This is a genomic window from Streptomyces sp. NPDC043908 (genome assembly GCF_056435525.1).
Genome location: NZ_JBWKEI010000003.1, coordinates 242351 through 267257, shown reverse-complemented (window position 1 = coordinate 267257; position 24907 = coordinate 242351). Strand labels below are relative to the sequence as shown.

Genomic DNA, 24907 nt, shown 5'->3' with positions numbered 1-24907 from the left:
TCCATGGACATCAGCACCGGCCGCACCAGAGGCCGACACACAGCAACCGCCCTCACCCTCGTCGCCGTCCTCGCCCTGACCGCCACCGCCTGCGGTGACGACGGCGGTGGCGCGGGAGGCGGCAAGGGCGAGGAGGGGACCGGAAAGGGCGAGATCACTTTCTGGGACAACAACACGGCCGTCCGCCGGGACATCTGGATGGAGATCATCAAGGACTTCGAGAAGAAGTACCCCGACATCAAGGTCAACTACGTCGGCATTCCCGCCGCGTCCGTCCAGTCCAAGTACGACACCGCCATCCAGGGCGGCGGCCTGCCCGACGTCGGCGGGGTCGGCGCCGCGATGCTCGCGGGGATCGTGGGGCAGAACGCGCTGGAGCCGGTGGGCGACCGCGTCACGGCGAGCACGGCCCTCAACGGCAAGCTGAACGCGGGCATGGTCGAGTCGGTGAAGGCGGCCGGCGGCAGGAAGGACCTGTACACCGTGCCAACCTCCGCCAGCAACGGCGTGCTGTACTACCGCACCGACCTGTTCGAGGAGGCGGGGCTGGAGGCGCCCACCACCTGGGCGAAGTTCTACGAGGCGGCGGCGAAGCTCACCGACAGCGGCAGGAACCAGTTCGGCTACACCATCCGCGGCGGCGCGGGCTCCATCGCCCAGGCGCTGGACGCGATGTACGGCCAGAGCGGCATCACCTCGTTCTGGGACGCCTCCGGCACGAAGACGACGGTCAACGACCCCAGGAACTTCCAGGCGCTGGAGAAGTACGCCGCCCTCTACAAGAAGGCCACGCCGTCGGCGGACGTGAACAACGACTTCACCAAGATGGTCGCCCAGTGGGACAGCGGCCGCATCGGCATGCTCAACCACAACCTCGGCTCCTACAAGGACCATGTGAAGGCGCTCGGCACCGACAAGTTCCGCGGGCTGCCCAACCCGACGACGGACAGCGGCGCACGCGTCCAGGTCTCCAACCCCGTCGACGGGCTCGGCCTGTTCAAGGCGAGCAAGAACAAGAAGGCCGCCTGGACCTTCATCGAGTTCGCCGCGTCGCACGAGTCCAACAGCAAGTGGAACGAGTCGGCGGGCGCCATCCCCGCCAACACCGAGGCCGCCAAGGACCCCTGGGTCCGGAAGGCGGAGCCGACCCGGCTCGCCGCGGAGGCCCTCAGCGGCGGGAGCACCACGATCGTGCAGCTGCCGTACTACCTGCCCGACTGGAACACCATCTCCAAGACGGCCAACGAGCCCGCCTTCCAGAAGGTCCTCCTCGGCAAGACGTCCGCGAAGGGCTTCCTGGACTCCCTGGCCGGCCAGCTCGACAAGGCACAGGCCGAGTGGAAGAAGCAGAGCCGGTGACGGCCGCCGGACTCGGCCGCCGCGGTGTCCTCGCCGCCGCCGGGACGCTCGCCCTCGCGGCCGCGACCGGACCCGCCGCCCACGCGACCCCGGGAGCCACACGCCGTATGCCGACCCTTCATATCGCCGGTGACTCCACGGCCGCCCAGAAGTACGCGGACGCGGCCCCCGAGACCGGCTGGGGCATGGCCCTGCCGTTCTTCCTGCACACGGGCCTGCGCGTCGCCAACCACGCCGTGAACGGCCGCAGTTCCAAGAGCTTCCTCGACGAGGGCCGCCTCACCGCGATCCTCAAGGTGATCCGGCCCGGCGACCTCCTGCTCGTCCAGTTCGGCCACAACGACGAGAAGCGCGACGACCCCACCCGCTACACGGAACCCTGGTCCACCTACCAGGACTGTCTGCGGACGTACGTGGACGGGGCGCGGGCCCACGGGGCGCGGCCGGTGCTGCTCACCTCCGTGGAGCGCCGCAAGTTCGACGCCGAGGGCACCGCCCGCCCCACCCACGGCGACTATCCGGCCGCGATGCGGGCCCTCGCCCGGCAGACGGGCACCCCGCTGCTCGACATCCAGGCGCTGTCGCTGGCGCTGTGGCAGCGGCTGGGGGCGGAGGAGACGAAGAAGTACTTCAACTGGACCGCCACCGAGCAGGACAACACCCACTTCAACCCGCCGGGTGCGATCGCCGTGGCGCGTCTGGTGGCCCGGCGACTGCGCGACCAGCGCCTGTTGGCGGCCGGTGACCTGCGCCGCCTGGACGACGCGATCCCCTCGTCGTGGATCACCTGGCCCACCGCCCCCTGACCCGTACCGCCCTCGCGAGGAGAACCGTATGACGCACACATCCCAGAGGCGATCCCACCGCGTGGCCGCGACGGCCGCCTGCGCGGGGCTGGTGCTCGCCCTGACGTCCACCGCGGGCTCCGCCCACGCCCACGACCGCGACCCGGGGCGCCAGACCCTGCCCGCGGGCGACGGCTGGGGGTCGGCCGGCTCCGGCACCACCGGCGGCGCCCGGGCCGACGCCGCGCACGTCTCCACCGTCACCACTTGGGACGAGCTGAAGACCGCGCTCCGGAACGGCGGTGACAGCCCGAAGATCATCCGGGTTCGGGGCACGCTGAACGCCACCGCCGACGGCTGTGCCGCCTTCGCGGCCGAGGGGTACGACTTCGCCCGGTACCTCGCCGACTACGACCCCGCGGTCTGGGGCCACGACAGGCCGGTCAGCGGCCCGCAGGAGGACTTGCGCGCGGCCTCGGCCGCCCGCCAGAAACCGGCCATCACCGCCGAAGTCCCGTCCAACACCACGCTCGTCGGTGTGGGCGCGCACGCGGGGATCGTCGGTGGCAGCCTCCAGATCAAGGGCGTGGACAACGTCATCGTCCGCGACCTGACCCTGGAGAGCCCCCTCGACTGCTTCCCCCAGTGGGACCCCACCGACGACAACGGGACGGGTGCCTGGAACTCCGAGTACGACAGCGCCGTCGTCCACGGCTCCACCCACGTGTGGATGGACCACAACACCTTCACCGACGGCGCCCACCCCGACAGCACCCTGCCCGCCTACTTCGGCAAGATCTACGAGCAGCACGACGGCGAGCTCGACATCGTCAAGGGCGCCGACCGGGTGACGGTCTCCTGGAACGCCTTCGAGGAGCACGACAAGACCCTCATGATCGGCAACAGTGACGGCGCCGCCGCCACCGACGCGGGCAGACTCAAGGTCACCCTCCACCACAACCTGTTCGCCGGGATCGTCGAGCGCGCGCCGCGCGTCCGCTTCGGCCAGGTCGACGCGTACAACAACCTGTACACCGTCACCGAGAAGCAGAAGTACCAGTACGCCTTCGGCATCGGCCACCAGTCCCGACTCGTGGCGGAGAAGAACGCGTTCACCCTTCCGGCCGGGGTGTCCGCCGCGAACATCCTCAAGAAGTGGAGCGACGCGCCGGTCACCGCCGACGGCAACTACGTCAACGGCCGCCCGGTCGATCTGATCGCCGTCCACAACGCGCGGCTGCCCGACGAGGCGCTGCGCTCCGGCGCCGGATGGACGCCCACCCTGCGCACCCGGGTGGACGACCCGCGCGCCCTGCCCGGCCTCGTCGGCAGGCGGGCGGGCGCCGGAGGGATCGGCTGATCCGTTCGCACAGAAAGGGGCCCCGGTCCGTCCGGCGGGGCAGGCGGGACGGACCGGGGCCACGGAGCTGTCATCCGGCTATTCGAGCAGCTCCGCGTAGGCGCCCATGGCCATCGCGATGTCGGCCTGGGCCCAGAACCGGTGGTAGGTGAAGACCGGGGCGGCGCCGCCCGCGAGATAGGTCTCGATCTTCGACCAGGCCGGGTCGTTCTTGTAGAAGGAGCGCAGGGAGGTGAAGGTCGACGCGGAGTCGATCCTGTCGCCGTTGGGCATGGTCCCGCTCCAGCCGCTCAGCACGTACACCGGGTCGGCGAACCGCTTGTAGTCGGTACGGGTCTCGGGCACGGCGATCCCGAGCGCGTCCTGGTTGTGGTCCCACATCCCGTCGATCAGCTTCTTCGCCATCGTCTTCGCCGCCGCGTTGCCGGACTTGGCACCGTAGTAGGTCAGGGTCTTGGCGTAGGCGGCGGCGACACCCACGTCGTCGGTGTAGTCGGCGACGGTGACGTGCAGGCCCGCGTTGGCCCCGGGGGAGGCCGCGTTCCAGGTGTCGGGCTTGCCGGACCACTGGAGGGTGGCCGGGATGCGGTAGGTGCCGTCGGGGTTGACGGTCGTCTTGGACAGCGCCCAGGAGACCCACTTGTCCAGGACGGTCTTGGAGGCGGTGTCACCCGTCTGCTGGTAGTACTCCGCGACCCGCTCCATCGACCAGGCCTGGAAACCGAACCACTGGTTGGAGGGCGGGTCGTGGTAGACGGGTGCCTCGTCGTAGAACATGCCGTAGAAGGTCGGCGTGCCGGCCGGCGCGGCCGCGTACCGGCCCTGCCAGCTGTTGGTGGCGCCGCCCGCGATGGCGCCCTCGTCGGACTGGAGCCAGCGGTAGAACTCCAGCTGCCGCTTGAGGCTGGTGCCCCAGTCCGCCGAGCCGGTGGCCGACTTGGGCTTCAGATCGGCGTACGAGCTCAGCGCCCAGGCGGCGAGGGGGTTCTGGTAGCCGCCGTGCACATGGCTCGACCCGATGCGCCAGGCCCAGCCGGCCGAGGTGTCGGTGGCGCCGCCCCAGGCGTAGTACCAGGACAGCAGGTAGCTGGAGCTGTTCTTGCCGCTGCCGGCCGGGCAGGTGGTGGGCCCGACGCAGTTGCCCTGCTGCTTGAAGTACTTGTCGTACATCGCGTACCGCAGATAGTCGCCCATCTTCGCGGCCTTGGCGACGGTCGCGGTGACCGAGGCGCCCTTGCCCTGCTGCTTGGCCCAGACGTCCGCCCAGTAGGCGGCCTGGACGGCGCGTGCGTCGGCGTCGGGGGCGTCGGTGAACTTCCACTGCTTGGCGTACGAGGCGTCCTTGGTGAACAGGTCGAGGTACCCGTTCTTCCCGCCGTACTTGAAGGTGTCGCAGGTCGGCTGCGGAACGGTCTCCCAGACGGACTCCTGGGGGCCGCGCTGGAAGGTGTTGATGTAGGAGGGCCCGGCCACGGTGGGTCCGCCCTCGCAGGTGCCCGGCGCGTTGCCGTACCCGTAGACGTTGTCGACGTCCTCCAGCCAGTGCATGCCGTAGATGTCGTCGGTGCCGTACGCGCTCTTCAGCTCGCCCGCGATGGGGTCGTTGCCCACGGGGACGGACGGGTCGAGCTGCGCCGGGTACTGGGAGGGGAGATCACTCTCGGGCGCGTAGGTGGCCGGTTTGGACGCGTTGTAGAAGGAGTTGGTGGGCTGGTCGGTGTGGCCGGGGATCATGTACTTCTCCATGATGTCCCAGGCCCCGTTGAACTTGGACCAGTCCCCGCTGACCTTGCCGTACATGGCCTGCAACCAGATCAGGTAGCTGTACGCCTCCGAGGTCGTCTCGTGCCCCTGGTCGGGCGCCTCCACGATCAGCGTCTCCACCGAGTGGTACGGGATGCCCTTGGGCGAGAAGTAGCCGTTCGCCGGGTCGGTGATCTTCCCGTACAGGGAGAGGAAGCGCGCGTCGTACGTCTTGGACGCGGCTATCTCCGTGGCGGTGACCTCGGCCCTGGCGTGGCCGGGGGCCGTCGCGGCGAAGACGGCCGCTCCGGTGCCGTTCGCGTCGGCGGTGACCGTCGCCTGCTGCGCGGTGTTCCAGTTCGCCGGGGTGAAGACCAGGCTGGCGCCGGACGTGAGGGAGAGCCCGGTGTTGCCGGAGGCGCGGGCGACGCTGACGGTCACGTTCGCGGCCGGCTGGGTGGACAGCTTCACGCCGAACGTCGCCGACTTGCCCTGCTGGACGGAGAGTTGCGCGGGCGAGGCGACGACGGCGGGGCCGCTGGTGACGTGGATGCCGACCGGCGCGGACTCGGCCGAGGCGCCGAGGCTGTCGTACGCCTTGGCGTACAGCGAGTAGTCGCCCGCCGCGAGCCCGGTCGCGGAGAAGGTGTAGGGGGCGGTGGTGTCGGTGCCGAGGAGGGTGGTGTCGCTGTAGAACTCCACCTTGGCGATCGACGCCCCGTCCGCGGCGGCCGCCGTCGCGGCGAGCGGCACCGGGTCACCCGCCGTGTACGTGGCCCCCGCGGCGGGGCTGGTCAGCACGGCGACCGGGGGCTGGTGGGCGCCGTTGCAGGGGGTGCCGTTGAGGGCGAACGCGGTGGGGGCCGTGTTGGTGCCGCTGTAGGTGAACTGGCCGCCCGTGGTGACGGCGGCGCCCGCGGCGATGGTCTTGTTCCAGTCGGCGGCCTTGACCGTGACGGTCCGCGCGGACTGCGACCAGGTGCCGTTCCAGCCGTTGGTCAGCTGCTGGTTGCCCGCGTAGGTGTAGGTCAGGGTCCAGCCGTCGACCGCCGCGGAGCCCCGGTTGGTCACCGTGATGTCGGCGGTGAATCCGGAGCCCCAGTCGTTGGTCTTGTAGTCGACGCTGCACTGGAGGGCGGCGGCGTGCGCCGCCGGGAGAGCGCCGACGGTGGTCGCGCCCAGGGGCAGCGAGAGCACGGCGGCGTAGGTGAGCAGGCGGCGTAGGCCCGGCCTGCGTCTGGTGCGCGAGGGCATGGGGGGTGACTCCAAGCGGCTCGGTGACGGGGGGCGCGGTGCGGGGGCTGTGCGCGAGCTATGAACCTATGGGAGCGCTCCCAAAGTGCAGGAGGGATTGAGGGGATGTCAAGGGGGTGTTACGTGATGGGGGACCGCGGGCGCACATCCGGGACGTACGGCAACTCCCGTTGCGCGAGGGGGGGGTTGAGGCTCCGAGGCGCGACGGCGGGGCTCGGCGAAGGGCGCGTCCGCCGTCCCGCGAACGCGCCCCGTCCCCTCCCCTACCGGTTGACCGTCATTCCTCACCGCTCAGGACCATGAAGTGTTCCGGGTGGGGAAGCGGGGTGAAGCCGGCCTTCGCGTAGATGGCGTGGGCGTCGAGCGTCGCGAGGAGCACCCGCCTGAGCCGGAAGGGCGCGAGGTGGTCGAGGACCGCTTCGACGAGCCGGGTTCCCAGGCCCCTGCCGCGGTGGTCACGGGCGACATAGACGTCGCCGAGCCAGGCGAACGCCACACGGTCGGTGACCACGCGCGCGTAGGCGACCTGCTCGCCGTCGGCGTCGTAGAGGGCGAAGGTGAGGGAGCCGCGGATCGTCTCCTCGACCTTTTCCCGGCTGCGCCCCCGGGCCCAGTACGTGTCGGTCGACAGCCAGCGGTGCACCACCGCCACGTCCAAGCGGTCCGGATCCGTGGAGAGTTCGTAGCCGTTGTTCTCGCTATCGCTGATCATGCGGCGCCAGCGTAGTCACGCTACTTGGAATTTCCAAGTAAATTTCGGGAGCCGCTCGGCGGGCACCGGCTCCGCCCGGAACGGCGTCAGCCCTCGATGCCCGTGGCGCTGTGCGGCGCGCCGACCGGCTTGGACTCCGGGGAGCCGCGCTGGCGCAGGTACACGGAGAGGATGACCATGGAGGCGACCGCCAGGAGTTCGGACTGCCAGTTCTGCAGGGTGCGGGACCAGAACTCGGGGGACGCCAGGTACGCACCCCAGCTGATCGGGTCCTGGAGCTGGCGCAGTTGCTGCTCGTTGTGGGCGGCCACTCCCGAGATCGACTGGGCGAGCCAGGACAGCAGGAACACCAGGCCCATGAGGAGGCCGAGCGAACGGGAGTAGACCCGTTGGCGCCAGTCCTCGGTGCCGGCCCACCGGGGCGAGTCCTCCCGCGCATGTTCGCCCATCCGCTGGTCGCGGTCGGACTCCGGGCCCTTCTCCTGCGGCTTCTTCGACTCGGGGGAGCCGCGCTGGACGAGCCAGACCGTGCCGAAGATGTACAGGAAGAACTGGAGGAACTCCGACTGCCAGTTCTCGGTGACGTCCACGGCGAAGTCCGAGGACATCACGTACTCGCCGAAGCTCAGCTGGTGGAAGTCGCCGACGGCGAGCTGCTCGTTGAACTCCGCGTGCCCGGCGAGTGCCTGCCCCAGAAGGGTGAGCAGGAACGCCGTGCCGAAGGCCAGGGTGAGGCTGTTGTCCTTCCAGAGGCCGCCCCGCCGTTCGCCGTGCCGACTGTGCGAGGTCATCGGTACATCGCTCCGATCGCGATGAAGTACCCCAGCCCACCGAAGATCACGACGAGACAGGTGACGAAGAGTGCGCGCATGGTCAGCCGCCCTTCACGACGCAGCGGTAGGGCTTGTCGTCACCCCGGGGCGTGCAGCCGGCCGCGACGACCTTCCAGCCGCCGCCGAACTGCGACAGGAACAGCTTCTGGCCGCCCGCGTCGAGTGAGGCCTGCCGTCCGTACACCTGGGGGCCGTGGTCGGGCAGGGCCTTGGGCAGCTCCTGGCCCGCCAGCGCCTGGCCGCACCGCTGCTTCTCGTCTTCTTCCAGCTGCTGCCGCGTGCGGGGAGCCAGCAGGTCGCACGCCGTCGTGTAGTCGCCCGCCGCCACGGCACGCTGGAAGGCCCGGCCCGCGTCGCGGGCGCCGTCCACCCTGCCCGAGGTCGCCCCGCACGCCGTCAGCAGGGCGCCGACCACGCCCGCGCAGAGCAGCGTCGCGGCCCCGCGGCGCAGGGCCCGGCCGGTGGCCGTCGGGGCGCCCTGCCTCGTCATGGGGTCCTCGCGCGGGAGCGCGGTCGCGTCCATGGAACTCCTCCCAGGCGCAGACTCGGGGCGAAACGTTTCGCTATCTGTACCCGCCAAGGGCGACGGGTGGCGCTCAAGGGCGCGCCGTTCCCCCGTCCGGCCCAGCCGGAGCACCGCGCCCGGCAGGGGGCGAGCCCGCTCGGACCGCGCCGGACGAGGGGCGGCGCCCGCTCAGGCCGCGTCCGAGTGGCGGCGCGCGGTCCGCGGGCGCGTGACGGTGTCCTGCTTCCCTGCGGGGACGCTGTCCTGCTTCCCTCCCGGGATGAGACGCAGATGGCGGGTGCGGGCATGGCGGCGGGCCGACTGCGGGCCGCGCGTCAGCCAGTCCTCGACACGGTCCATTCCGTACAGCAGCGCTGCGACGGCGGGCAGCAACAGGCACGCGACGATGAACATGGTTCCGGACTCCTCCAGAAGACGGCCGTTCACGGGTGCCCTCATCCCCGCGCGCCACGAGCCGGCCCTGTGAAGGTCCGGTGACGGTTCCGGTACGCCGTCTACAAGGACGTCAGGATCTGGGGCGAAAGGATCTTCACCATGGTGTTGGTCCAGCGCATCTGGCGCAGGGTCCGCGGATGGCAGAACGAGACGAGCTCGAGGAGTTCGGTGTCCTTGGCCGCCTGGGCGGCCTGGGCGAGCATCTCCCAGGAGAGGGAGTTCTCCGACGCGGCCAGATGCAGATCGCGCAGATCCCGCAGGAGGAGCAGGCCCGGCTCCGGCCGGCGCCCCATCGTCTCGGCCGCCTTCTCCCGCAGCGCCGTCAGGAAGCCGGGCGGGGATTCGGGCGGGGATTCGGGCGGACCGCTCAGGTCGAGGTCATGGCCGCGGGCGGTCTCGGCAAGACGCCGGACGTGCTCGCGTGACCAGGCGGCGAGGTCGAGGGCGACATGGTGGACCTCGTGCTCGGTCCGGTGGCGTTCGGCCACGGCCAGCAGTTCCCCGGCCAGCCGGTGCTCACCGTGGTGGACCCCGCGCAGGACGAGCCTGATGCCGTTCACGCGACCGATCCTTCCCGCTCGTGCCCCTCGGGGCCTTCGGTCTGCGTCGCGTGGGCCGACGGGCCTCCCTCGGTGGCGGGCACACCCGCCGGCCACGCGGGGGCGGACGCCGTCGTGGTGGGCGCGGGGGCGCTCACGCCGTCCCCCCGCTCCACCAGGCGCAACGCCGCCGCGGCGGTCTTGAACAGCGGCTGCTTGGAGACCGGATCCCAGTCCGTGACCGTGGTCTCGTTGGCGGCGCGGCCCGGTGAGCCGTCCGCGGGGCCGTGCCCGGCCTCCGTGTCCCAGTAGCCGTAGTGGAAGGGCACGAACAGCAGGCCGGGGCGGATGCCGGTGACGCGCAGACGTGCCCGCAGCGCGCCGCGCGGGGTGGCGACCTCCATCAGGTCCCCTTCGTGGAAGCCGAGCCGGTCCGCGTCCGCGGTGGATGCCTCCACCCACACGTCCGGGGCGGCGGCGTCGAGCTGGGGTGCCCGGCCGGTCTTCGTACGGGTGTGGAAGTGGTAGAGCGTCCGTCCGGTGGTGAGCTGGAAGGGGTGCTCCTCGCTCGGCGTCTCGTGCGGCGGCAGGTACGCGCAGGCCTTCAGCATGGCCTTGCCGTCCGGGTTGGCGGCCCGGTAGTCGACGGCCTCCTGCGACGCGCCGGTGACGAGGTCCTTGCCGTACGACTCGCACACCTGCGGATGGGCCCAGCTGATCCCGTCGGTGTAGAGGCGTTCGGTGCCCTCGGGGAACCGGTCGTTGCACGGCCACTGGATGCCGCTCGCCCCGCGCAGCTTCTCGTAGCCGAGTCCGGTGTAGTCGCACGGACGGCCGGCGCTGCACCGCTTCCACGCCTCGAAGGCCGACTCGGGGTCGTGCCAGGTGACCAGCGGGCCGCCGTCCTTGTCGCGGAAGTCCATACGGGACGCGTAGTCGAGGAAGATGTCCAGGTCGGGCTTGGCCTCGCCGGGCGGTTCGACGGCCTTCTCCGACAGGTGCACGGTCCGGTCGGCGTTGGTGAGCGTGCCGGTCTTCTCCCCCCAGGTGGCCGCGGGCAGCACCACGTCGGCCAGTTGGGCGGTCTCGGTCAGGAACAGGTCCTGGACCACGACGAAGAGCCGTTCCTGGGCGAGGATCGAGCGGATGCGGCCCAGTTCGGGCAGCGAGACCGCCGGGTTGGTACCGCTGATCCACAGCATCCGGATCGAGCCCTGTTCCGCGTAACGGAACATCTGGAGGGCGTGGGTGGGCGGTCCGTAGTGCGGGATGGTCTTCGGCTCGACGTTCCACACCTTCGCCAGGTCGGCGACGTGCGCGTCGTTCTGCCAGTTGCGGAAGCCCGGCAGGTCGCCGTTGGCGCCGCACTCGCGGGTGTTCTGGGCGGTGGGCTGCCCGTTCATCTGGAGCACCCCGGCCCCCGGCCGGCCGAGCATGCCGCGGATCAGATGCAGATTGTTGACCTGCACCGCGGCGGCCGTGGCCTGATGCGACTGGTAGACGCCCTGGAGGACCGTGGACAGCAGGCGTTCGGCCGAGCCGATGATCTCCGCCGCCTCCCTGACCCGGTCGGCGGGGACGTCGCAGATCGCGGCGGCCCACTCCGGTGTGCAGTCCTCGACGCCCGCCGCCAGTTCGTCGAAGCCCACCGTGTGCGCTCCGATGTACTCCTCGTCGATGTGCCCGGCGCGGATCACCTCGTGCAGCAGGGCGTTGAGCAGGGCCACGTTGGTGCCGACGCGCGGTGCGAGGTGGACGGCGGCCCGGCGCGCGACCCGGGTCGGCCGGGGATCCACGCAGATGAGCCGCGGCGGGTCACGGCCGTCGAGCCGGTCGAGGATCCGCATCCACTGCACCGGCTGGGTCTCGGCGATGTTGTGGCCGAAGAGCGCCATGACGTCCATGTGGTCGATGTCGTCGTAGGAGCCGGGCTGGCCGTCGCAGCCGAAGGACTCCTTCAGCGCCTCGGCCGCCGTGGCGGTGCACAGTCGTGTGTTGCCGTCCAGGTGGTTGGTGCCGATACCGGCCCGGGCCAGGACGGCGAGGGTGTAGTACTCCTCCAGGAACAACTGCCCGGAGGTGTAGAAGCCGATCGACCCCGGGCCCTGGTCGTCGAGGAGTTCCCGGGACCGGGCGACAACCCGCCCCATCGCGGTGTCCCAGTCGCACGCGACGAGCCGGCCGCCCTCGCGGATCAGCGGACGCGTCAGCCGGTCCGGGGAGGCGTTCGCCTGCCACCCGAAGAGGTCCTTCGGGCCCAGACGCCCGTGGTTGACCCGGTCGGTCGCCCGGCCGCGCACCCCGACGATGCCGCCGTCCCGCACCGCGATGTCCATCGCGTCGCCGTCGGAGTGGAGGATCGAGGCGGACCGCACCCAGCGCTCCACGTCGTCCGGCCGCACCCCCTCGGCCAGCCGGGTGTCCACCCGGGTCGGCCACACCTCGTGTCGTCCGTACGGAGTACGGCTGCCCCAGGGCTGAGCGATCCGGTCCACCGAAGGATCCACGCCTGCCTCCCAGCGACCACCTGCGGCACCCTGCGCGCCGACCGGTGATCGGTACCCCTGCCGGTCAGCCCCTAACGCCGACGCCCCCGTGTTCACCCCCTGGTCGCCATGCGGGGACGGGCCCGGCGGGACCGGCTCTCGTATACGGCCGCAGACCATCGTGGGCCGCCGTGCTTTCGGCGCGCGTGGCCGGTCACCCGGGGGGAGGCTTGTCCCGTACGGAGAAGATCACGACGGAGCACGCGACGAGAAGGCGAGACGGATGGCCATGCCGAGTTCCCACGCGACCACAGCGCTTCCCGCCCGCGCCTGGATCCGCTGGCGGCGGGGGCGCGACCTCTCCCTCTCCACGCCCGTGTCCGGGGCGGAGGACGCCAACCGGCGGTTCCTGCTCTACGGCCTGCTTCCCCTGTGGGTCGCGCCGGGGCTCGCCGACTGGTGGATGCACCGGCGCACCCGCATCGAGGACACCTCGGGCGTCCGCGAGTCGGCCGTGCACGCCCTGATGATGACCGAGGCCGGTGTCCCGGTGACCATCGGGCTGCTCGCGAAGATCAACCCGCTGGTCCTCTCCACCATGGGCGGCGCCGCGCTCGCCCATGGCGCCACCGCCCTGTACGACGTCAGCCTCGCCACCAAGGAGCGCGAAGTCCGGCCGATCGAGCAGCACATCCACAGTTTCCTGGAGGTGCTGCCGCTGACGGCGATGGCCTTCACCGCCTGTCTGCACCCCGAGGCGGTCAAGGCGGCGCTGCGCGGCGGCCCGGGGCCCGACGACTGGAAGCTGCTGCCCAAGGACCGGCCGCTGCCCGTCGGTTACCTGGCGGCCCTGGCCGCCACCATCACCGTGGGCGTGGCGCTCCCGTACGCCGAGGAGATCCGGCGCTGCCTGCGCGCCCGCCGGCAGGGGTCCACCGCCTGACCCGTCCCCCGCCCGACGCGAGCCGTCACCCGATCAGGGCGTCCCAACCCCGCGTGCCCGGACGGGACTTCGGGTGCGCGTTGCTCCCCCTGCGGCTCTTCCCAGGGGGAGCCTCGCCTTGTTACGATCCGGACCGGTTCGGAACTCAACTCCGACCGGCACCGCTGATCCCGAGAGGCTCTTCCCATGTTGCGTGTCAAGGACTTCGACCACCTCGTCCTCAACGTCCAGGACGTCGAGCGCGCCCTCGCCTTCTACACCGGACCGCTGGGCCTCGAACCGGTGCGCGTGGAGGAGTGGCGGGCCGGGAAGGTCCCGTTCCCGTCCGTCCGGATCAACGCGAACACCATCATCGACCTGTTCGACCGGCCGCGCGGTGAGTCCAACGTCGACCACATCTGCCTCGTCGTGGACCCGCTGGACTGGCAGGAGGTCATCGACGCGGGCACGCTCGACGTCATCGAGGGCCCCGTGCCGCGCTTCGGCGCGCGCGGCTCCGCCACCTCCGTCTACGTCAAGGACCCGGAGGGCAACACGGTCGAGCTGCGCTGGTACCCGCAGGACGCCGAGTGAGCGCCGGGGGCCGGCCGCGCGACCCGGCGATCGACGCGGCCGTCCTGACCGCCACGCTGGACATCCTGGACGCCCACGGCTACTCGGGCTTCGCGATGGAGACCGTGGCGGGGCGGGCGGGCACCACCAAGGCGGCCATCCGCCGCCGGTGGCCCCGCCGCCAGGAGCTGATCATCGACGCGCTCGCCTCCGTCCTGGCCGTGCCGCCGGTCCCCGACAACAACTGCACCCGCTGCGACCTGACGCAGAGCGTGCGGCTCCTGGACGCCGCACTGCACGATCGGCTGCCGCGCGGTGTCCTGGCTCCGCTCGTCGCCGACTGCGCCCACGACCCGCAGCTGCACCAACGGCTGACGGACCTCCTCGTACGACCCAGTCGGCAGGCCGCCACGACCGCCGTCGAACGGGCCGTGGACCGGGGCGATCTGCGCCCCGACGTCGATCCCGAGGTGCTGGTCGACCTGCTCGCCGCCTCCGTCTACCAGCGCGCGCTCCTCGGCGGGTCCGGCACACCCGTCCCCTCGGCCGCCGACACCGTGGACCTCCTTCTGCGCGGGGCGGCCGTCGACTTCGACCACCTGGTCCGCGTCAGCCGGACACCTGCCCATCTGCGCGGCCACACCACCGCCCACGGGTGATCTCCGCAACGGGAGGTGTACGCGGGCGTCCTGGGGTACTGGAGTTACGTCCACCTTGTCCGGGGCCGGACCCCGGACGCACCGACCAGCGCCCGTGGCGCGCGTCCCGCACGGAGGCGTCCATGCCCCTCCCCCGCTCATGACCGGCATCCAGGTGGGTGCCTGTTCCTGGGCCAACCCGGAGCTCGCGTCCTCCGGTTGGTATCCGCCGGGCTTCCGCGACGCCGAGGGCCGGCTGCGCCTCTACGCCTCACGGTTTCCGGTGGTGGAGGTCGACTCCACGTACTACGCCCTGCCCAGCGCCCACAACTCCCGCCTCTGGGCCGAGCGCACGCCCGAGGGCTTCACCTTCGACGTGAAGGCGTTCGCGGCCCTGACCGGGCACCCCTTCCCCGCCCGCGCCCTCCCCGCCGAGCTGCGGCCCCCCGGACCCCCGAACGTGCGGCTGCGGCCCCATGAGTTGCCCCGGGGGATCCTGGACGCGCTGTGGGCCCGGTTCCACGAGGGCATCGAACCGCTGCGCGCCGCCGGGCGGCTCGGCAGTGTGCTGTTCCAGTTCCCGCCGTGGTTCCGGCCGAGCGAGGAGGCGAAGGGCCGCATCGAGGAGTGCGCCAAGCGGTCCGAGGTACCCATCACCGTCGAGTTCCGGCACGCCAGTTGGCTCGTGGACCGGCAACTCGACGAGACCGTGGGCTTTCTGACGGCACTTGGGATTCCCCTGGTGGGGGTGGACGCCCCCGGCCTTCCCCCGGTCGCCCGGGCCACCTCGCCGGACCTGTCCGTCGTACGGTTCCACGGACGCAGCCCCGACTGGGGCACGGGCTCGAAGGAGGAGCGCTACCGGCACCACTACACGGTCGAGGAGCTTCAGTCCTGGGTCCCGCGCCTCCAGGCGCTCGCCGCCGGCAGCGCCCGTGTACACGCACTGTTCAACAACTGCTGCGGGGACGCGGCGGTCCGCGCCGCCGAGACCATGACGGAGCTGCTGGCAGCGGGGTCGTGACCGCGAACACGGGTACGGCCGGCGCTCCGCGTTACCCCCGCTCCGCGACGGGCACCCGGACCGCGAGAAAGCGAGGGCCCGGGCCACCAGCGGCCGGGGCCGACCCCGACGGCAGGAGCGGCACATCATGCGCGCACTTACGTGGCACGGCAAGCGGGACGTGCGGGTGGAAACCGTCCCCGACCCCAGGATCGAGAAGCCGGACGACATCGTCGTACGGGTCACCTCGACCGGGATCTGCGGCTCCGACCTGCATCTGTACGAACTCTTCGGACCGTATCTGGACGTCGGCGACATCCTCGGCCACGAGGCGATGGGCGTCGTCGAGGAGATCGGACCGGAGGTGACGGAGCTCAGCCGGGGCGACCGGGTGGTCATTCCCTTCAACGTCAGCTGCCGCGACTGCTTCATGTGCGACCAGGGGCTCCACTCCCAGTGCGAGACCACCCAGGTCCGTGAGCGCGGCATGGGCGCCTCGCTCTTCGGCTACACCAAGCTGTACGGGCAGGTGCCGGGCGGGCAGGCGCAACTGCTGCGCGTCCCGTTCGGCAACAAACTCCCCATCAAGGTCCCCGACGGGCCGCCCGACGACCGCTACGTCTACCTCTCCGACGTCCTGCCCACCGCGTGGCAGGCGGTCGAGTACGCGGACATCCCCCAGGGCGGCACGGTCACCGTCCTGGGCCTGGGGCCCATCGGTGACATGGCCACCCGTATCGCACAGCACCGCGGAGCCCGTACGGTCATCGGCGTCGACCTCGTCCCCGAGCGCCTCTCACGCGCCAGCGCGCACGGCGTGACCTGCCTCGACGCCCGTCGCGGCGACGAGGTGGCGGAGGCCGTCCGCGAGCTCACCGAGGGACGCGGCACCGACGCCGTGATCGACGCGGTCGGCATGGAGGCGCACGGCGCCCCGTTCGCCAAGGCGGCGCAGTGGATGACCACGCTCCTGCCCGACGCGGTGGCGCAGCCGCTGATGGAGCACGCCGGCATCGACCGGCTCACCGCCCTGCACACCGGCATCGAGCTCGTCCGCCGGGGCGGCACGCTGTCCCTGTCCGGGGTGTACGGCGGGGCCGCGAGCCCGATGCCGCTGCTGACGATGTTCGACAAGCAGATCCAGGTGCGCATGGGACAGGCGAACGTCTGGCGCTGGGTGAAGGACATCCTCCCCCTGCTCACGGACGAGGACCCGCTCGGCGTCGACTCCTTCAAGACCCACGCCATGTCCCTGGAGGAGGGGCCGAAGGCGTACGCGATGTTCCAGGCCAAGGAGGACGGGATGGTCAAGACGCTCCTCAAGCCGTGACGAGCCGATCGGAGCACCTGACGGCCGCCGGGCCGCCCTCACGGACCCGGCGGCCGTCAACGGGCTCTACGAGGCGCTCGTGGGCGGCCCCGGGGTCATCTGGTTGTAGCGGCGCGCCGCGCGGTCGTTCATGGCGCTGCCCAGCCTGCGGACCTTCTCGGCCCAGCCCCCACGAGGTGCGTCCTTGAGGGCGTGACCCTGCCGGATGCGCCCTCCCGTGCCCGCTTCGTCGCCGGCGGCCGGCAGGAACCTGTTGGCCACCCCCGCGAGCCGGGTCACCGCGGTGGGGGCCACACCGTGGGCCAGGTCGGCGGCGCGGGCCGCCGGGGTCAGGACGATCCGGGTGCGACGGCGCTCCAGCGCCCGTACGATCCGCTCCGCCGCCCGCTCGGCGTCCATCGAGACGACGGGGGCGCCCGACAGACCGGAGAACCAGGCGAACTCACGGGAGGCCTCGCCCCCGAACTCGGCCTGGTAATGGGATCCGGTACGCATCAGGCCCGGATGGGCCGTGGTCACGGAGACCCCCGTTCCGGCCAGTTCGCCGCGCAGGCCCTCGCCGAGCGCGCCCACGGCCGCCTTCGCGCACGAGTACGGCAGCAGATGCGGGACGGCGAGCAGCGCCCCCACCGACCCGATGAGCGCCAGCCGCCCGCCCGCGGAGCTCTCGCGCAGGTGGGGCAGGGCGGCGAGGGACACCTGGACGGCGCCGTCGAAGATGGTCGCCATGGCGTCGTGGAAGGCGTCGGCGTCGAGTGCCGCCACCGGGGCCACCTGGATGACGCCCGCGTTGGCCACCACCACGTCGAGCCCGTTCTGTTCGGTGGCCACCGCGCGTACCGTCTCCGCGACCGCCGCCTCGTCCCGTACGTCGCACACCCGCGTCAGGGGCGTGACACCGGTGTGCTGCTCGATCCACTGGCCCGCGCGTTCGAGCTCGCCCTCGTCACGGGCGACGACGGCCACCTGGCAGCCGCGGACGGCCAGCCGGGCCGCGATGAGCAGCCCCAGTCCCCGCGAGCCACCGGTGACCAGCGCGGACTGTCCGCTCAGGTCCTTCTTGGATCCGATTCCCACCATGGGTCACACCTCCGTTCAGCCGGCTACCGCCCGGGTACCCCTTCGGGCCCGTCGAAGACGCACCTCACCGGTCGAGCCGCGGCGGCCCGGCGGAAGGCTGGTAGGAATCGGGCCACGGGGGAACTGGTCTGTTCATGGAACAAGCACAGACCACGTCCGAGTCCTCGTCCACCACCCCCCTGCGCGCGGTGGCGCTGGTGTGCTCGCTGCGCCCCTCCCCCGCGCCGTCCAGCTCCCAGCTCCTGGCCGAGCAGACCATGGAGGCACTGGCGGAGCACGGAGTCACCGGCAAGGTGATCCGGGTGGCGGACCACGACGTCAAACCCGGTGTGGAGACCGACATGGGTGACGGGGACGCCTGGCCCGGCATCCGCGACACCATCCTCGGCGCCGACATCCTGATCCTGGCCACCCCGATCTGGCTGGGCCACCCCTCCAGCATCGCCCAGCGCGTCCTGGAGCGCCTGGACGCGGAGATCGGCGAGACCGACGACGAGGGCCGGATGCTCACATACGGCAAGGTCGCCGGTGTGTGCGTGGTCGGCAACGAGGACGGCGCCCACAAGGTGAGCGCCGATCTGTTCCAGGGCCTCAACGACGTCGGCTTCACCCTGGCCCCCAACGCCGTCACCTACTGGGTCGGGGAGGCCATGCAGGGCACCGACTTCCAGGACCTCGACAAGACCCCCGAGAAGACCGCGGAAACGACGGCGACCCTGGCCGCGAACGCCGCCCACCTCGCCCGCCGCCTCAAGAGCGCCCCCTACCCGGCGGGCTGACCGGGCGCCGGCCTTCGCGGCGCCCGGGCGTCACCCCCTCACGCGGCCTCTCCCGGCGCGGCGCACATGGCCTCGTCGCGCAGGTGCTCGCAGCACTGCCGCAGCAGTCGGCAGACGTGCATCTGGGAGATGCCGAGTTCCCGGCCGATGTTCTTCTGGGTCATGCCCTGGAAGTAGCGGAGGTAGAGGATCCTCCGTTCGCGGTCGGGCAGCGCGTGCAGTCCGGGCTTGGCGGACTCGCGGTCGATGAGGGTGTCGAGCGCCGGGTCCTCGGCGCCGATGGCGTCGGCCAGGGTGGACGGGCTGTCGTTGCCGCTCTGCTCCGCGTCGAGGGAGAGGGCGCGGAAGCTCTGGAGGGCTTCCATACCGGCCCGTACGTCGGCCTCGCTCAGGCCGGTGTACGCGGCGATCCGGTCGACCCCGGGTTCGCCGACTCCGGCGTCCTGCAACGCGCGGCGGGCCTCGCGGACCCGGTTGCGCAGCTCCTGGACGCGTCGCGGCACGTGGACCGTCCACATGTGGTCGCGGAAGTGCCGCTTGATCTCGCCGGTGATGGTGGGCACGGCGTACGCGATGAAGGCCGTGCCGTGCGAGGGATCGAACCCGTCGACCGCCTTGAGCAGCCCCAGGGCGGCCGTCTGGCGCAGATCCTCGACCGTTTCGCCCCGGTCGCGGTAGCGCCCGGCGAGCCGTTCCGAGAGCGGCAGCCAGGCCCGGACCAGCTCTTCGCGCAACGCGGCGCGTTCGGCTCCGTCCGGAAGGGAGGCGAGCCGTACGAAGGCTTCGTCGGTGCGGGGGGTGTCGTCATACGTCCGGTGGGTGTCGTGGCGAGAGGACATGACTTCCGCTCCTCGAAAGAACGAAGGGGTCTCCTTCGGGAGGAACGGGGCACGGGCCCGGGCAACCGGGTCCCGTCCCCTGTTCCGGGGGAGCGTATGTCCGTCGCGGGGGCCGCTATGCATACCGAAGACCACCAATACGGACAATTCGCTGTGCGCCCGGCCGGTCACTCCGGGAGAGGCGGCGCTCTGGCCGCTGCTCGTGCCGCACGCACCCGGTGCCCGCCTCCCGGGGGGCGAAGCGGTCGCCTCTGAGCAAAGCTGGTGATAACGCGACACGGGAAGGGAGCCGTCATGTCCACCGACGCCATCGTGCTTCTCAAGGACGACCACAAGGAGATCCGCCGACTGTTCCGGGCGTTCCAGGCCGCCGGTGCCGACGCGAAGGCCACCAAGCACAACATCGTCGACAAGATCGTGGAAGCCCTCACCGTCCACACCTACATCGAGAACCAGGTCATGTACCCCAAGGTCCGCTCGCTCGTGCCCGACCTGGAGTCCGACATCCTGGAGTCCTTCGAGGAGCACCACGTCGCCGACGTGCTCTGTGCCGAACTGGACGCCATGGGCCCCGACGACGAACGCTTCGACGCCAAGACCACCGTCCTGATCGAGTCGGTGAGCCACCACATCGAGGAGGAGGAGAGCGACTGGTTCCCGAAGGTCCGGGCGGCTCTCGGCCGCAAGGAGCTCCAGGAGATCGGCGCACGCATGATCGAGGTCCGCGCGAACGCCCCCCGGCGCCCCGAGCACCCGGGTGCGCTCAAGAAGGCCGCCACCGCCATGTTCGGATAGTCGTCCACCGCCCGGTCGCGACGGACGGCGGACGAGGAGCCGTCACGCCGGTGACGAGGCGGTGGCGGACGCCGGCCCCGCGCCAGGAGCCGCGCCGTCCCGGCCGGGCAGGCAGTAGACGTGGAAGGCCCCGCCGATCACGGGCTGCGCCACGTTGCGCACCCTCACTCCCCCGCTGGTGCGGCCGTGTTCCGTACCGGAGTGGGCGTGTCCGTGGACGGCGAGGTCGGCGCCCGCCGTGTCGATGGCCTCGGCGAGAAGGTAACTGCCGAGGAAGGGATAGATTTCCGGGGGTTCGCCGACCAGGGTGTCCGCGACGGGAGAGAAGTGCGTGAGCGCGATGCGTACGTCGCACTCGCGCTTTCCCAGCTCCTCCAGCGCGGTGCGCAGGGTCTCGGCACGGTGGCGGGAGTAGCGTACGAACTCCTTCATGATGGGTTCGCCGAACTCCCCGGCGCACCGGCCCACGAACCCGCCGCCGAACCCCTTGGTGCCGGCGACGCCGATGAGGATGTCTCCGTTGCCGACGACCGTCGCCTCGCCCTCCAGGACGTGCGCTCCGGCGTCTCTGAGGATCTCCGTGACGAGGTCGGGCTGATCGTCGTGGTGGTCGTGGTTGCCCAGCACCGCGACGACCGGCACGGCGAGGTCCTTGATCTCCCGGGCCACGACCCGCGCCTCCTCCGCCGTCCCGTGCCGGGTCAGGTCGCCGGCGAGCAGCAGCACGTCGGCGCAGTCCGGCAGCGTCTCGAAGGCGGGGCGGAGCGAGCCCTCGTTGTCGGGGCTCATATGGATGTCACCGACGGCCGCGATCCGGATCATGGGAGGTCCTCCGCGTGGATGGGCGGCCCCGTCTCCGCGACGACGATGTCGCAGTGCACGGGCAGGTCCGCCAGTTCTTCTCGGGCGATACGGAGAATGTCGTCGCGGCTCTGGACGGACGGCACGGTCCCCGTCAGCAGGACCGCCCCGCCCCGGGCCTCGGCCCGCACCCCCAGCTCGCCGCACGGTCCCGCGGCCAGCCGCTCGCAGAAGTGGGCCACGCGGTATTCCAGGCTCTCGGGTTGATGGGTCATGACGGCTCCCGCCGGGCGGAGGGGTGCTCGGGGTCGATGACGTGCAGCCGCTCCAGGAGGAACAGGAAGGCGGCGGGCATCGGTTCGTCCGCGCAGCGGCGCCGCACGTCGCCCCAGTCCACCTTCTCGCGCAGCGCGCGGGCCACCGGGAGCACAGCCCCGAAGTCGCAGTGGTGTTCGGAGAAGGCGCTGTTCAGGCTGACCAGTACATCGGTCGCGGACAGCACCGGCATATGCACGGAGTCGACGGGCAGTTCCTCGGCGCGCGCCAACAGGTCCACGGTGACCGGGCGATGGGCCAGTTCGAAGATGATGTCGACGTCCTGGCCGAAGCAACTGGTCTTCAGCAGCCAGTCCTCGGGCGGCAGTCGCACGGCCAGTCCCGCCGCGCGCAGGGTCGCCGCCACGGCGTCGGCCTCTTCGGGCAGGACGCAGAAGTCGGCGTCGTGCTGGAGTCTGCCGCTGCCGCCGTGGGCGTAGACCGCGACGCTCCCGGCCAGCGCGAACCTGTGCCCGGCCCGCTTCAGGATGGCGCCCACCTGTTTCGCGGCCTCCAGGATCGCCTGGCTGCGGTCCCGGGGCAGTTCCCGCTCCTCGGACCCGGGTGCGGGGTGCGGGGCCGGCTCCTGTGCGGCGGGGGGCGGGTCGAGTGCGGGTGCGGCGGTGTCACGGGCTCGTGGCGGGTCCTGTCCGTTCGTCCTCATGGCCACTTCCTTCGCACTGCGGCGGACGCCGGGTGTCCATGTCCTTCCCCGGCCGGGTGTGTCCCCGGCGGGTGTACCGAACCGCGAATTCCGCCTTCCCGGTACCCGTCCTCGTCCCCCTGACACCCAGCGCGCAGGGGCGTGGGGGGCGGGCGTGCGGGGTGGTCCGCGCCACCGCGCGCCACGACGCGGAAACCGGCTCGGCCACCATGTACGCCCCGTACACACGCGGGCGGGCGGCAGCCGTCGCGTCGTTGCCGCGGCTGCCCGCCCGCCTGTCGCCGAGCCGGCTACTTCTTGGCGCCGGGCATCTGCTGGCCGGCCTTGCGGGCCCGGTCCTCGATGTCGGAGCGGGCCTCGCCCGCCTTGCCCTTGGCCTGGTCCATCCTGCCCTCGGCCTTCATGGAGTCGTTGCCGGTGACCTTGCCGGCGGCCTCCTTGGCCTTGCCCTTGACCTGACCCATCTTGCCCTTGCCAGCCATCATGAACTCCCTACGTGACGATGGAACTACTGACAGCAACAAGCTAGGGGCAATCCCGCCGGCGCGCGCGTCGGCGGGGGCTGCGGGTGTACGGGGTGGGCCGCCCCTCCACGCAGGGTGAAGTGCCGGGGCCCGGGGGCCTGTCAGTCCTCGGCCACGACCCGTACGGTCTCCAGTTCCGTGTCCGCCGCGTCGGGAAGGTTCATCCCGGCCTCGACCCCGCTGCGCAGATACCGCACCACCGGCTCCGTCAGCTCCTCACCCGGCAGGACGACCGGGATGCCCGGCGGGTACGGCGTGATCATCTCCGCCGCGACGCGACCGGCCGCCTCCTTCCAGGACACGTCCTCCGTCGCGCTGAAGTACGCGTCGCGCGGCAGACACGCCTGGGCCATCCGCAGGTTCTCGGGGTCGGGGACGTCGACCCCGGGTGCCGGGCGCAGGGCGTCGGCGTGCTCGGCGAGGTCCCGCAGCGCGGTGAGCAGGCGCCGCGCGGTGGCGGCGTCGTCCGCGTGGGTGATCTGCGCGCTGACCCGCCGGTGGTCGAAGAGGTGCAGGTCGAGGTGGTGCCGGGCGCGCACCCAGTCGGCGGCGCGGTAGCCGGTGATGCCGAGGTCCTGGAGGTCGATGACGACGGGCAGCGGATCGAACTCGGCCGCCAGCCCCGGGCCGCAGAAGCCGTGCCTGTCGTTGACGTGCAGTCCGTCGATCGCCTCGATGCTCGCGCGCACCTCGGCGGCGAGGTCCAGCGCCCGGCCCATCAGGTCGTGGCCGTGCAGCGTCATCTGGCGGCGCCAGCCGTCGATGCCCGCGTACAGCAGCGTCGAGGGGCTGGTGGTGCCGAGGAGGTCGGCCCGGGAGGCGAGGGCGGCGGGGTCGATGAGGGTGCCCTGGAGGTGGAAGACGGAGCCCTGTTCGAGCCCGCTGCCCATCTTGTGGATGCTGGTGACACAGACGTCCGCCCCGGCGTCCATGGCCCAGGACGGCAGATCCGGGTGGAAGGGCAGATGCGCTCCCCACGCCTCGTCCACGATCAACGGGCGCGACCGCCGGTGGCACACCTCGGCGATCTCCCCGAGGGCGGCTGCCGAGCCGTACGGGGTGGGACTGGTCACCAGCGCGCCCCGGGCGTCGGGGTGCTCGGCGAACGCCCGCTCGAAGGCGACGGCGGCGGGCGGGTGCGCGAGGTGGCGTTCGGGGTCCCACTGCGGTTCGATCCACACCGGCTCGATACCGGAGAGGATCAGCCCCGCGATCACCGACTTGTGCGCGTCCCGGCCCACCAGGAGCTTCTGGCCGTGGGCGGCGACGGTGAGCATGGCCGCCTTGACCGAGAGGGAACTGCCGCAGGTGGAGAAGAAGGTGTGCTCCGCGTGGACCGCGTCCGCCATCAGCTCCTCGGCCCGCCGCAGGACCCGGCCCCTGGTGCGCCGGTCGTCCAGGCCGCCGCTGGCCAGCACGTCGCCGTAGAAGACCGCGTCCCCCAGCACCGCCCGTACGGCGGGGTCCGCGCCCCGGGCCTGTTTGTGGCCCGGCGGGGTGAAGGCGAGCTCGTCCGCCTCGTGGTACCGGGCGAGCGCCTCCAGTACCGGCGCCTCATGATGATCCAGATGCATGAGGAGCCGGGTGCCCCATAAGGGGCCGCCGGTAACCCCATTCACCACCAGTCCGGCCCGAACAGGACAGAACGGGCCGGTGCGGCCCGGGCACCGGATCCGTGTGACCGGCCCCGGGGCGGGCACCCGAGCAGAGCAGGGGGACCGGCGCGATTCCGGCACCCACCGCACAGCCCATGTGAACGGAAGAGAGATCCATGAGCCACCACACTCCCGCAGGCAAGCACGACTCCGCCGACGGCAAGGACGACAAGGACACCGCCCTGGGCGAGGTCCTGCACGAGCTCGAAGACGCGGCGAAGAAGCCGGAGGAGCCGGAGCACGGCCGCCGCGACCCCCGGGACGGCGAGGCGGGGGACGCGCTGACCCCCAACACCGACGCGCAGAAGCGCGCCGGGCGCTGAAGCGTGAGGCGACGCCGGGTCCGCGCCGACCGCCCGCCGCACCCCGCGAGTTCGGCCCGTCGGCCTCCGGCCCGGCCCCGCCTGACCCCCGATCGCGGCCACGTCACCGACGGCCCCCCGCCGATTGCGGGGTGACCCGCAAGAGCCGATGGTGAACACGGAGTCATCCACGAACGTCAAGGAGTCGACATGCCTCGCGGATCCAGTCCCAAGCGGGAACGCCAGTACGAGCACATCAAGGAGAGCGCCGAGCAGCGCGGCGAGGGCGGCAAGCGCGCCAAGGAGATCGCCGCCAGGACCGTCAACAAGGAGCGCGCCCGCTCCGGCGAGTCCAAGACCGCCAGCAAGAGTTCCACCCAGGACATGTCGTCCTCCAAGCGCGGCGGCCAGCGCTCCCACAGCGGCTCGCAGGGACCGACGTACGACCAGCTCTACGCCGAGGCCCAGCGCCGCAACGTCCACGGCCGCTCCAGCATGGACAAGGCCCAGCTCAAGCGTGCACTCGGCCACTGAACGGCAACCGGCCCCGGGGGGGGGGGGGGGGGGGGGGCCCCCCCCCCCCCCCCCCCCCCGGGCCCCCCCCCCCCCCCCCGGAAAAGGAAAAGAAAAAAAAAAAAACACAACAAAGCCCCCC

26 protein-coding genes are annotated in these 24907 nt (G+C 71.6%); 12 read left to right on the top strand and 14 right to left on the bottom strand.

Annotated features, from left to right (window positions below; all coding sequences use genetic code 11):
* The first annotated feature begins 3 nt into the window (after positions 1 to 3).
* From AC069K_RS09250 to AC069K_RS09240, 3 genes are read left to right on the top strand one after another with little or no spacing between them, the layout of a single operon-like run.
* Positions 4 to 1359, top strand: a complete 1356-nt coding sequence (locus tag AC069K_RS09250; protein ID WP_478613844.1) for an ABC transporter substrate-binding protein — start codon at positions 4 to 6, stop codon at positions 1357 to 1359.
* Complete coding sequence (locus AC069K_RS09245; RefSeq protein ID WP_478613842.1) at positions 1338 to 2165, top strand: rhamnogalacturonan acetylesterase; 828 nt, start codon at positions 1338 to 1340, stop codon at positions 2163 to 2165. The genes AC069K_RS09250 and AC069K_RS09245 overlap by 22 nt, the downstream gene beginning before the upstream one ends.
* Before the next feature lie 28 nt (positions 2166 to 2193).
* On the top strand, positions 2194 to 3504 hold the full coding sequence (locus tag AC069K_RS09240) for a pectate lyase family protein (RefSeq protein ID WP_478613839.1): 1311 nt from the start codon (positions 2194 to 2196) through the stop codon (positions 3502 to 3504).
* A gap of 78 nt (positions 3505 to 3582) precedes the next feature.
* On the opposite strand, the gene AC069K_RS09235 is transcribed toward AC069K_RS09240, so the two are convergent.
* From AC069K_RS09235 to AC069K_RS09205, 7 genes are all read right to left on the bottom strand, one after another.
* Complete coding sequence (locus tag AC069K_RS09235) at positions 3583 to 6501, bottom strand: glycoside hydrolase family 48 protein (RefSeq protein ID WP_478613837.1); 2919 nt, start codon at positions 6499 to 6501, stop codon at positions 3583 to 3585.
* Between the two features lie 277 nt (positions 6502 to 6778).
* Positions 6779 to 7213, bottom strand: coding sequence for a GNAT family N-acetyltransferase (locus AC069K_RS09230; RefSeq protein WP_478613834.1), 435 nt, complete (start codon positions 7211 to 7213; stop codon positions 6779 to 6781).
* Between the two features lie 86 nt (positions 7214 to 7299).
* Entirely contained in the window at positions 7300 to 8004 is a 705-nt protein-coding gene (locus tag AC069K_RS09225) for a DUF6766 family protein (RefSeq protein ID WP_365110616.1), read from the bottom strand.
* A gap of 82 nt (positions 8005 to 8086) precedes the next feature.
* The gene (locus AC069K_RS09220; RefSeq protein WP_478613831.1) at positions 8087 to 8569 is read right to left on the bottom strand and encodes a hypothetical protein; all 483 of its coding nucleotides are present in this window, start codon (positions 8567 to 8569) and stop codon (positions 8087 to 8089) included.
* A gap of 171 nt (positions 8570 to 8740) precedes the next feature.
* A complete protein-coding gene (locus AC069K_RS09215) occupies positions 8741 to 8998 on the bottom strand; it encodes a hypothetical protein (RefSeq protein ID WP_365110611.1) in 258 nt (85 codons plus the stop codon).
* 68 nt (positions 8999 to 9066) lie between these two features.
* On the bottom strand, positions 9067 to 9567 hold the full coding sequence (locus tag AC069K_RS09210) for a hypothetical protein (protein WP_478613829.1): 501 nt from the start codon (positions 9565 to 9567) through the stop codon (positions 9067 to 9069).
* Complete coding sequence (locus AC069K_RS09205; RefSeq protein ID WP_478613827.1) at positions 9564 to 12053, bottom strand: molybdopterin oxidoreductase family protein; 2490 nt, start codon at positions 12051 to 12053, stop codon at positions 9564 to 9566. The genes AC069K_RS09210 and AC069K_RS09205 overlap by 4 nt, the downstream gene beginning before the upstream one ends.
* A 262-nt stretch (positions 12054 to 12315) precedes the next feature.
* Here AC069K_RS09205 and AC069K_RS09200 point away from each other — a divergent pair, with 262 nt between their 5' ends.
* The 5 genes from AC069K_RS09200 to AC069K_RS09180 all read left to right on the top strand — a co-directional run bounded on the left by AC069K_RS09200 (position 12316) and on the right by AC069K_RS09180 (position 16498).
* A complete protein-coding gene (locus tag AC069K_RS09200; protein WP_478613825.1) occupies positions 12316 to 12975 on the top strand; it encodes a diguanylate cyclase in 660 nt (219 codons plus the stop codon).
* Positions 12976 to 13161: 186 nt separating this feature from the next.
* A complete protein-coding gene (locus AC069K_RS09195; protein ID WP_365110601.1) occupies positions 13162 to 13548 on the top strand; it encodes a VOC family protein in 387 nt (128 codons plus the stop codon).
* Positions 13545 to 14186, top strand: a complete 642-nt coding sequence (locus tag AC069K_RS09190; RefSeq protein ID WP_365110598.1) for a TetR/AcrR family transcriptional regulator — start codon at positions 13545 to 13547, stop codon at positions 14184 to 14186. Before AC069K_RS09195 ends, AC069K_RS09190 begins: the two co-directional genes overlap by 4 nt.
* A gap of 139 nt (positions 14187 to 14325) precedes the next feature.
* The gene (locus tag AC069K_RS09185) at positions 14326 to 15189 is read left to right on the top strand and encodes a DUF72 domain-containing protein (protein WP_478613820.1); all 864 of its coding nucleotides are present in this window, start codon (positions 14326 to 14328) and stop codon (positions 15187 to 15189) included.
* Positions 15190 to 15316: 127 nt separating this feature from the next.
* Positions 15317 to 16498 (top strand): alcohol dehydrogenase catalytic domain-containing protein, encoded by a 1182-nt coding sequence (locus AC069K_RS09180; RefSeq protein ID WP_365110592.1) that lies wholly within the window; start codon positions 15317 to 15319, stop codon positions 16496 to 16498.
* A 66-nt stretch (positions 16499 to 16564) separates the two neighbouring features.
* Here the strand turns inward: AC069K_RS09180 and AC069K_RS09175 are convergent, their stop codons facing one another.
* On the bottom strand, positions 16565 to 17578 hold the full coding sequence (locus AC069K_RS09175; protein ID WP_478613817.1) for an SDR family NAD(P)-dependent oxidoreductase: 1014 nt from the start codon (positions 17576 to 17578) through the stop codon (positions 16565 to 16567).
* A 134-nt stretch (positions 17579 to 17712) separates the two neighbouring features.
* On the opposite strand from AC069K_RS09175, the gene AC069K_RS09170 reads away from it, so the two are divergent.
* The gene (locus AC069K_RS09170) at positions 17713 to 18357 is read left to right on the top strand and encodes a flavodoxin family protein (protein ID WP_365110588.1); all 645 of its coding nucleotides are present in this window, start codon (positions 17713 to 17715) and stop codon (positions 18355 to 18357) included.
* 38 nt (positions 18358 to 18395) lie between these two features.
* On the opposite strand, the gene AC069K_RS09165 is transcribed toward AC069K_RS09170, so the two are convergent.
* Positions 18396 to 19196 carry a SigB/SigF/SigG family RNA polymerase sigma factor gene (locus tag AC069K_RS09165; protein ID WP_478613814.1) on the bottom strand — a complete coding sequence of 267 codons (801 nt, stop codon included), beginning with the start codon at positions 19194 to 19196 and terminating at the stop codon, positions 18396 to 18398.
* Positions 19197 to 19490: 294 nt separating this feature from the next.
* Here AC069K_RS09165 and AC069K_RS09160 point away from each other — a divergent pair, with 294 nt between their 5' ends.
* The gene (locus AC069K_RS09160; protein WP_365110584.1) at positions 19491 to 19991 is read left to right on the top strand and encodes a hemerythrin domain-containing protein; all 501 of its coding nucleotides are present in this window, start codon (positions 19491 to 19493) and stop codon (positions 19989 to 19991) included.
* A 42-nt stretch (positions 19992 to 20033) separates the two neighbouring features.
* On the opposite strand, the gene AC069K_RS09155 is transcribed toward AC069K_RS09160, so the two are convergent.
* The 5 genes from AC069K_RS09155 to AC069K_RS09135 all read right to left on the bottom strand — a co-directional run bounded on the left by AC069K_RS09155 (position 20034) and on the right by AC069K_RS09135 (position 23869).
* Positions 20034 to 20813, bottom strand: a complete 780-nt coding sequence (locus tag AC069K_RS09155; RefSeq protein ID WP_478613810.1) for a metallophosphoesterase family protein — start codon at positions 20811 to 20813, stop codon at positions 20034 to 20036.
* Positions 20810 to 21067 carry a BON domain-containing protein gene (locus AC069K_RS09150; RefSeq protein ID WP_478613807.1) on the bottom strand — a complete coding sequence of 86 codons (258 nt, stop codon included), beginning with the start codon at positions 21065 to 21067 and terminating at the stop codon, positions 20810 to 20812. The genes AC069K_RS09155 and AC069K_RS09150 overlap by 4 nt, the downstream gene beginning before the upstream one ends.
* Positions 21064 to 21771: a hypothetical protein gene (locus tag AC069K_RS09145; protein ID WP_478613805.1), complete on the bottom strand. Its 708-nt coding sequence runs from the start codon at positions 21769 to 21771 to the stop codon at positions 21064 to 21066. The genes AC069K_RS09150 and AC069K_RS09145 overlap by 4 nt, the downstream gene beginning before the upstream one ends.
* 290 nt (positions 21772 to 22061) lie before the next feature.
* Complete coding sequence (locus AC069K_RS09140) at positions 22062 to 22256, bottom strand: CsbD family protein (protein ID WP_478613802.1); 195 nt, start codon at positions 22254 to 22256, stop codon at positions 22062 to 22064.
* A gap of 140 nt (positions 22257 to 22396) precedes the next feature.
* Positions 22397 to 23869, bottom strand: a complete 1473-nt coding sequence (locus AC069K_RS09135; protein WP_478613799.1) for an aminotransferase class I/II-fold pyridoxal phosphate-dependent enzyme — start codon at positions 23867 to 23869, stop codon at positions 22397 to 22399.
* Positions 23870 to 24066: 197 nt separating this feature from the next.
* On the opposite strand from AC069K_RS09135, the gene AC069K_RS09130 reads away from it, so the two are divergent.
* Both AC069K_RS09130 and AC069K_RS09125 read left to right on the top strand, forming a co-directional pair.
* Positions 24067 to 24273: a hypothetical protein gene (locus tag AC069K_RS09130; RefSeq protein ID WP_478613796.1), complete on the top strand. Its 207-nt coding sequence runs from the start codon at positions 24067 to 24069 to the stop codon at positions 24271 to 24273.
* A gap of 189 nt (positions 24274 to 24462) precedes the next feature.
* Entirely contained in the window at positions 24463 to 24786 is a 324-nt protein-coding gene (locus tag AC069K_RS09125) for a plasmid stabilization protein (RefSeq protein ID WP_358830923.1), read from the top strand.
* Positions 24787 to 24907: the final 121 nt, after the last annotated feature.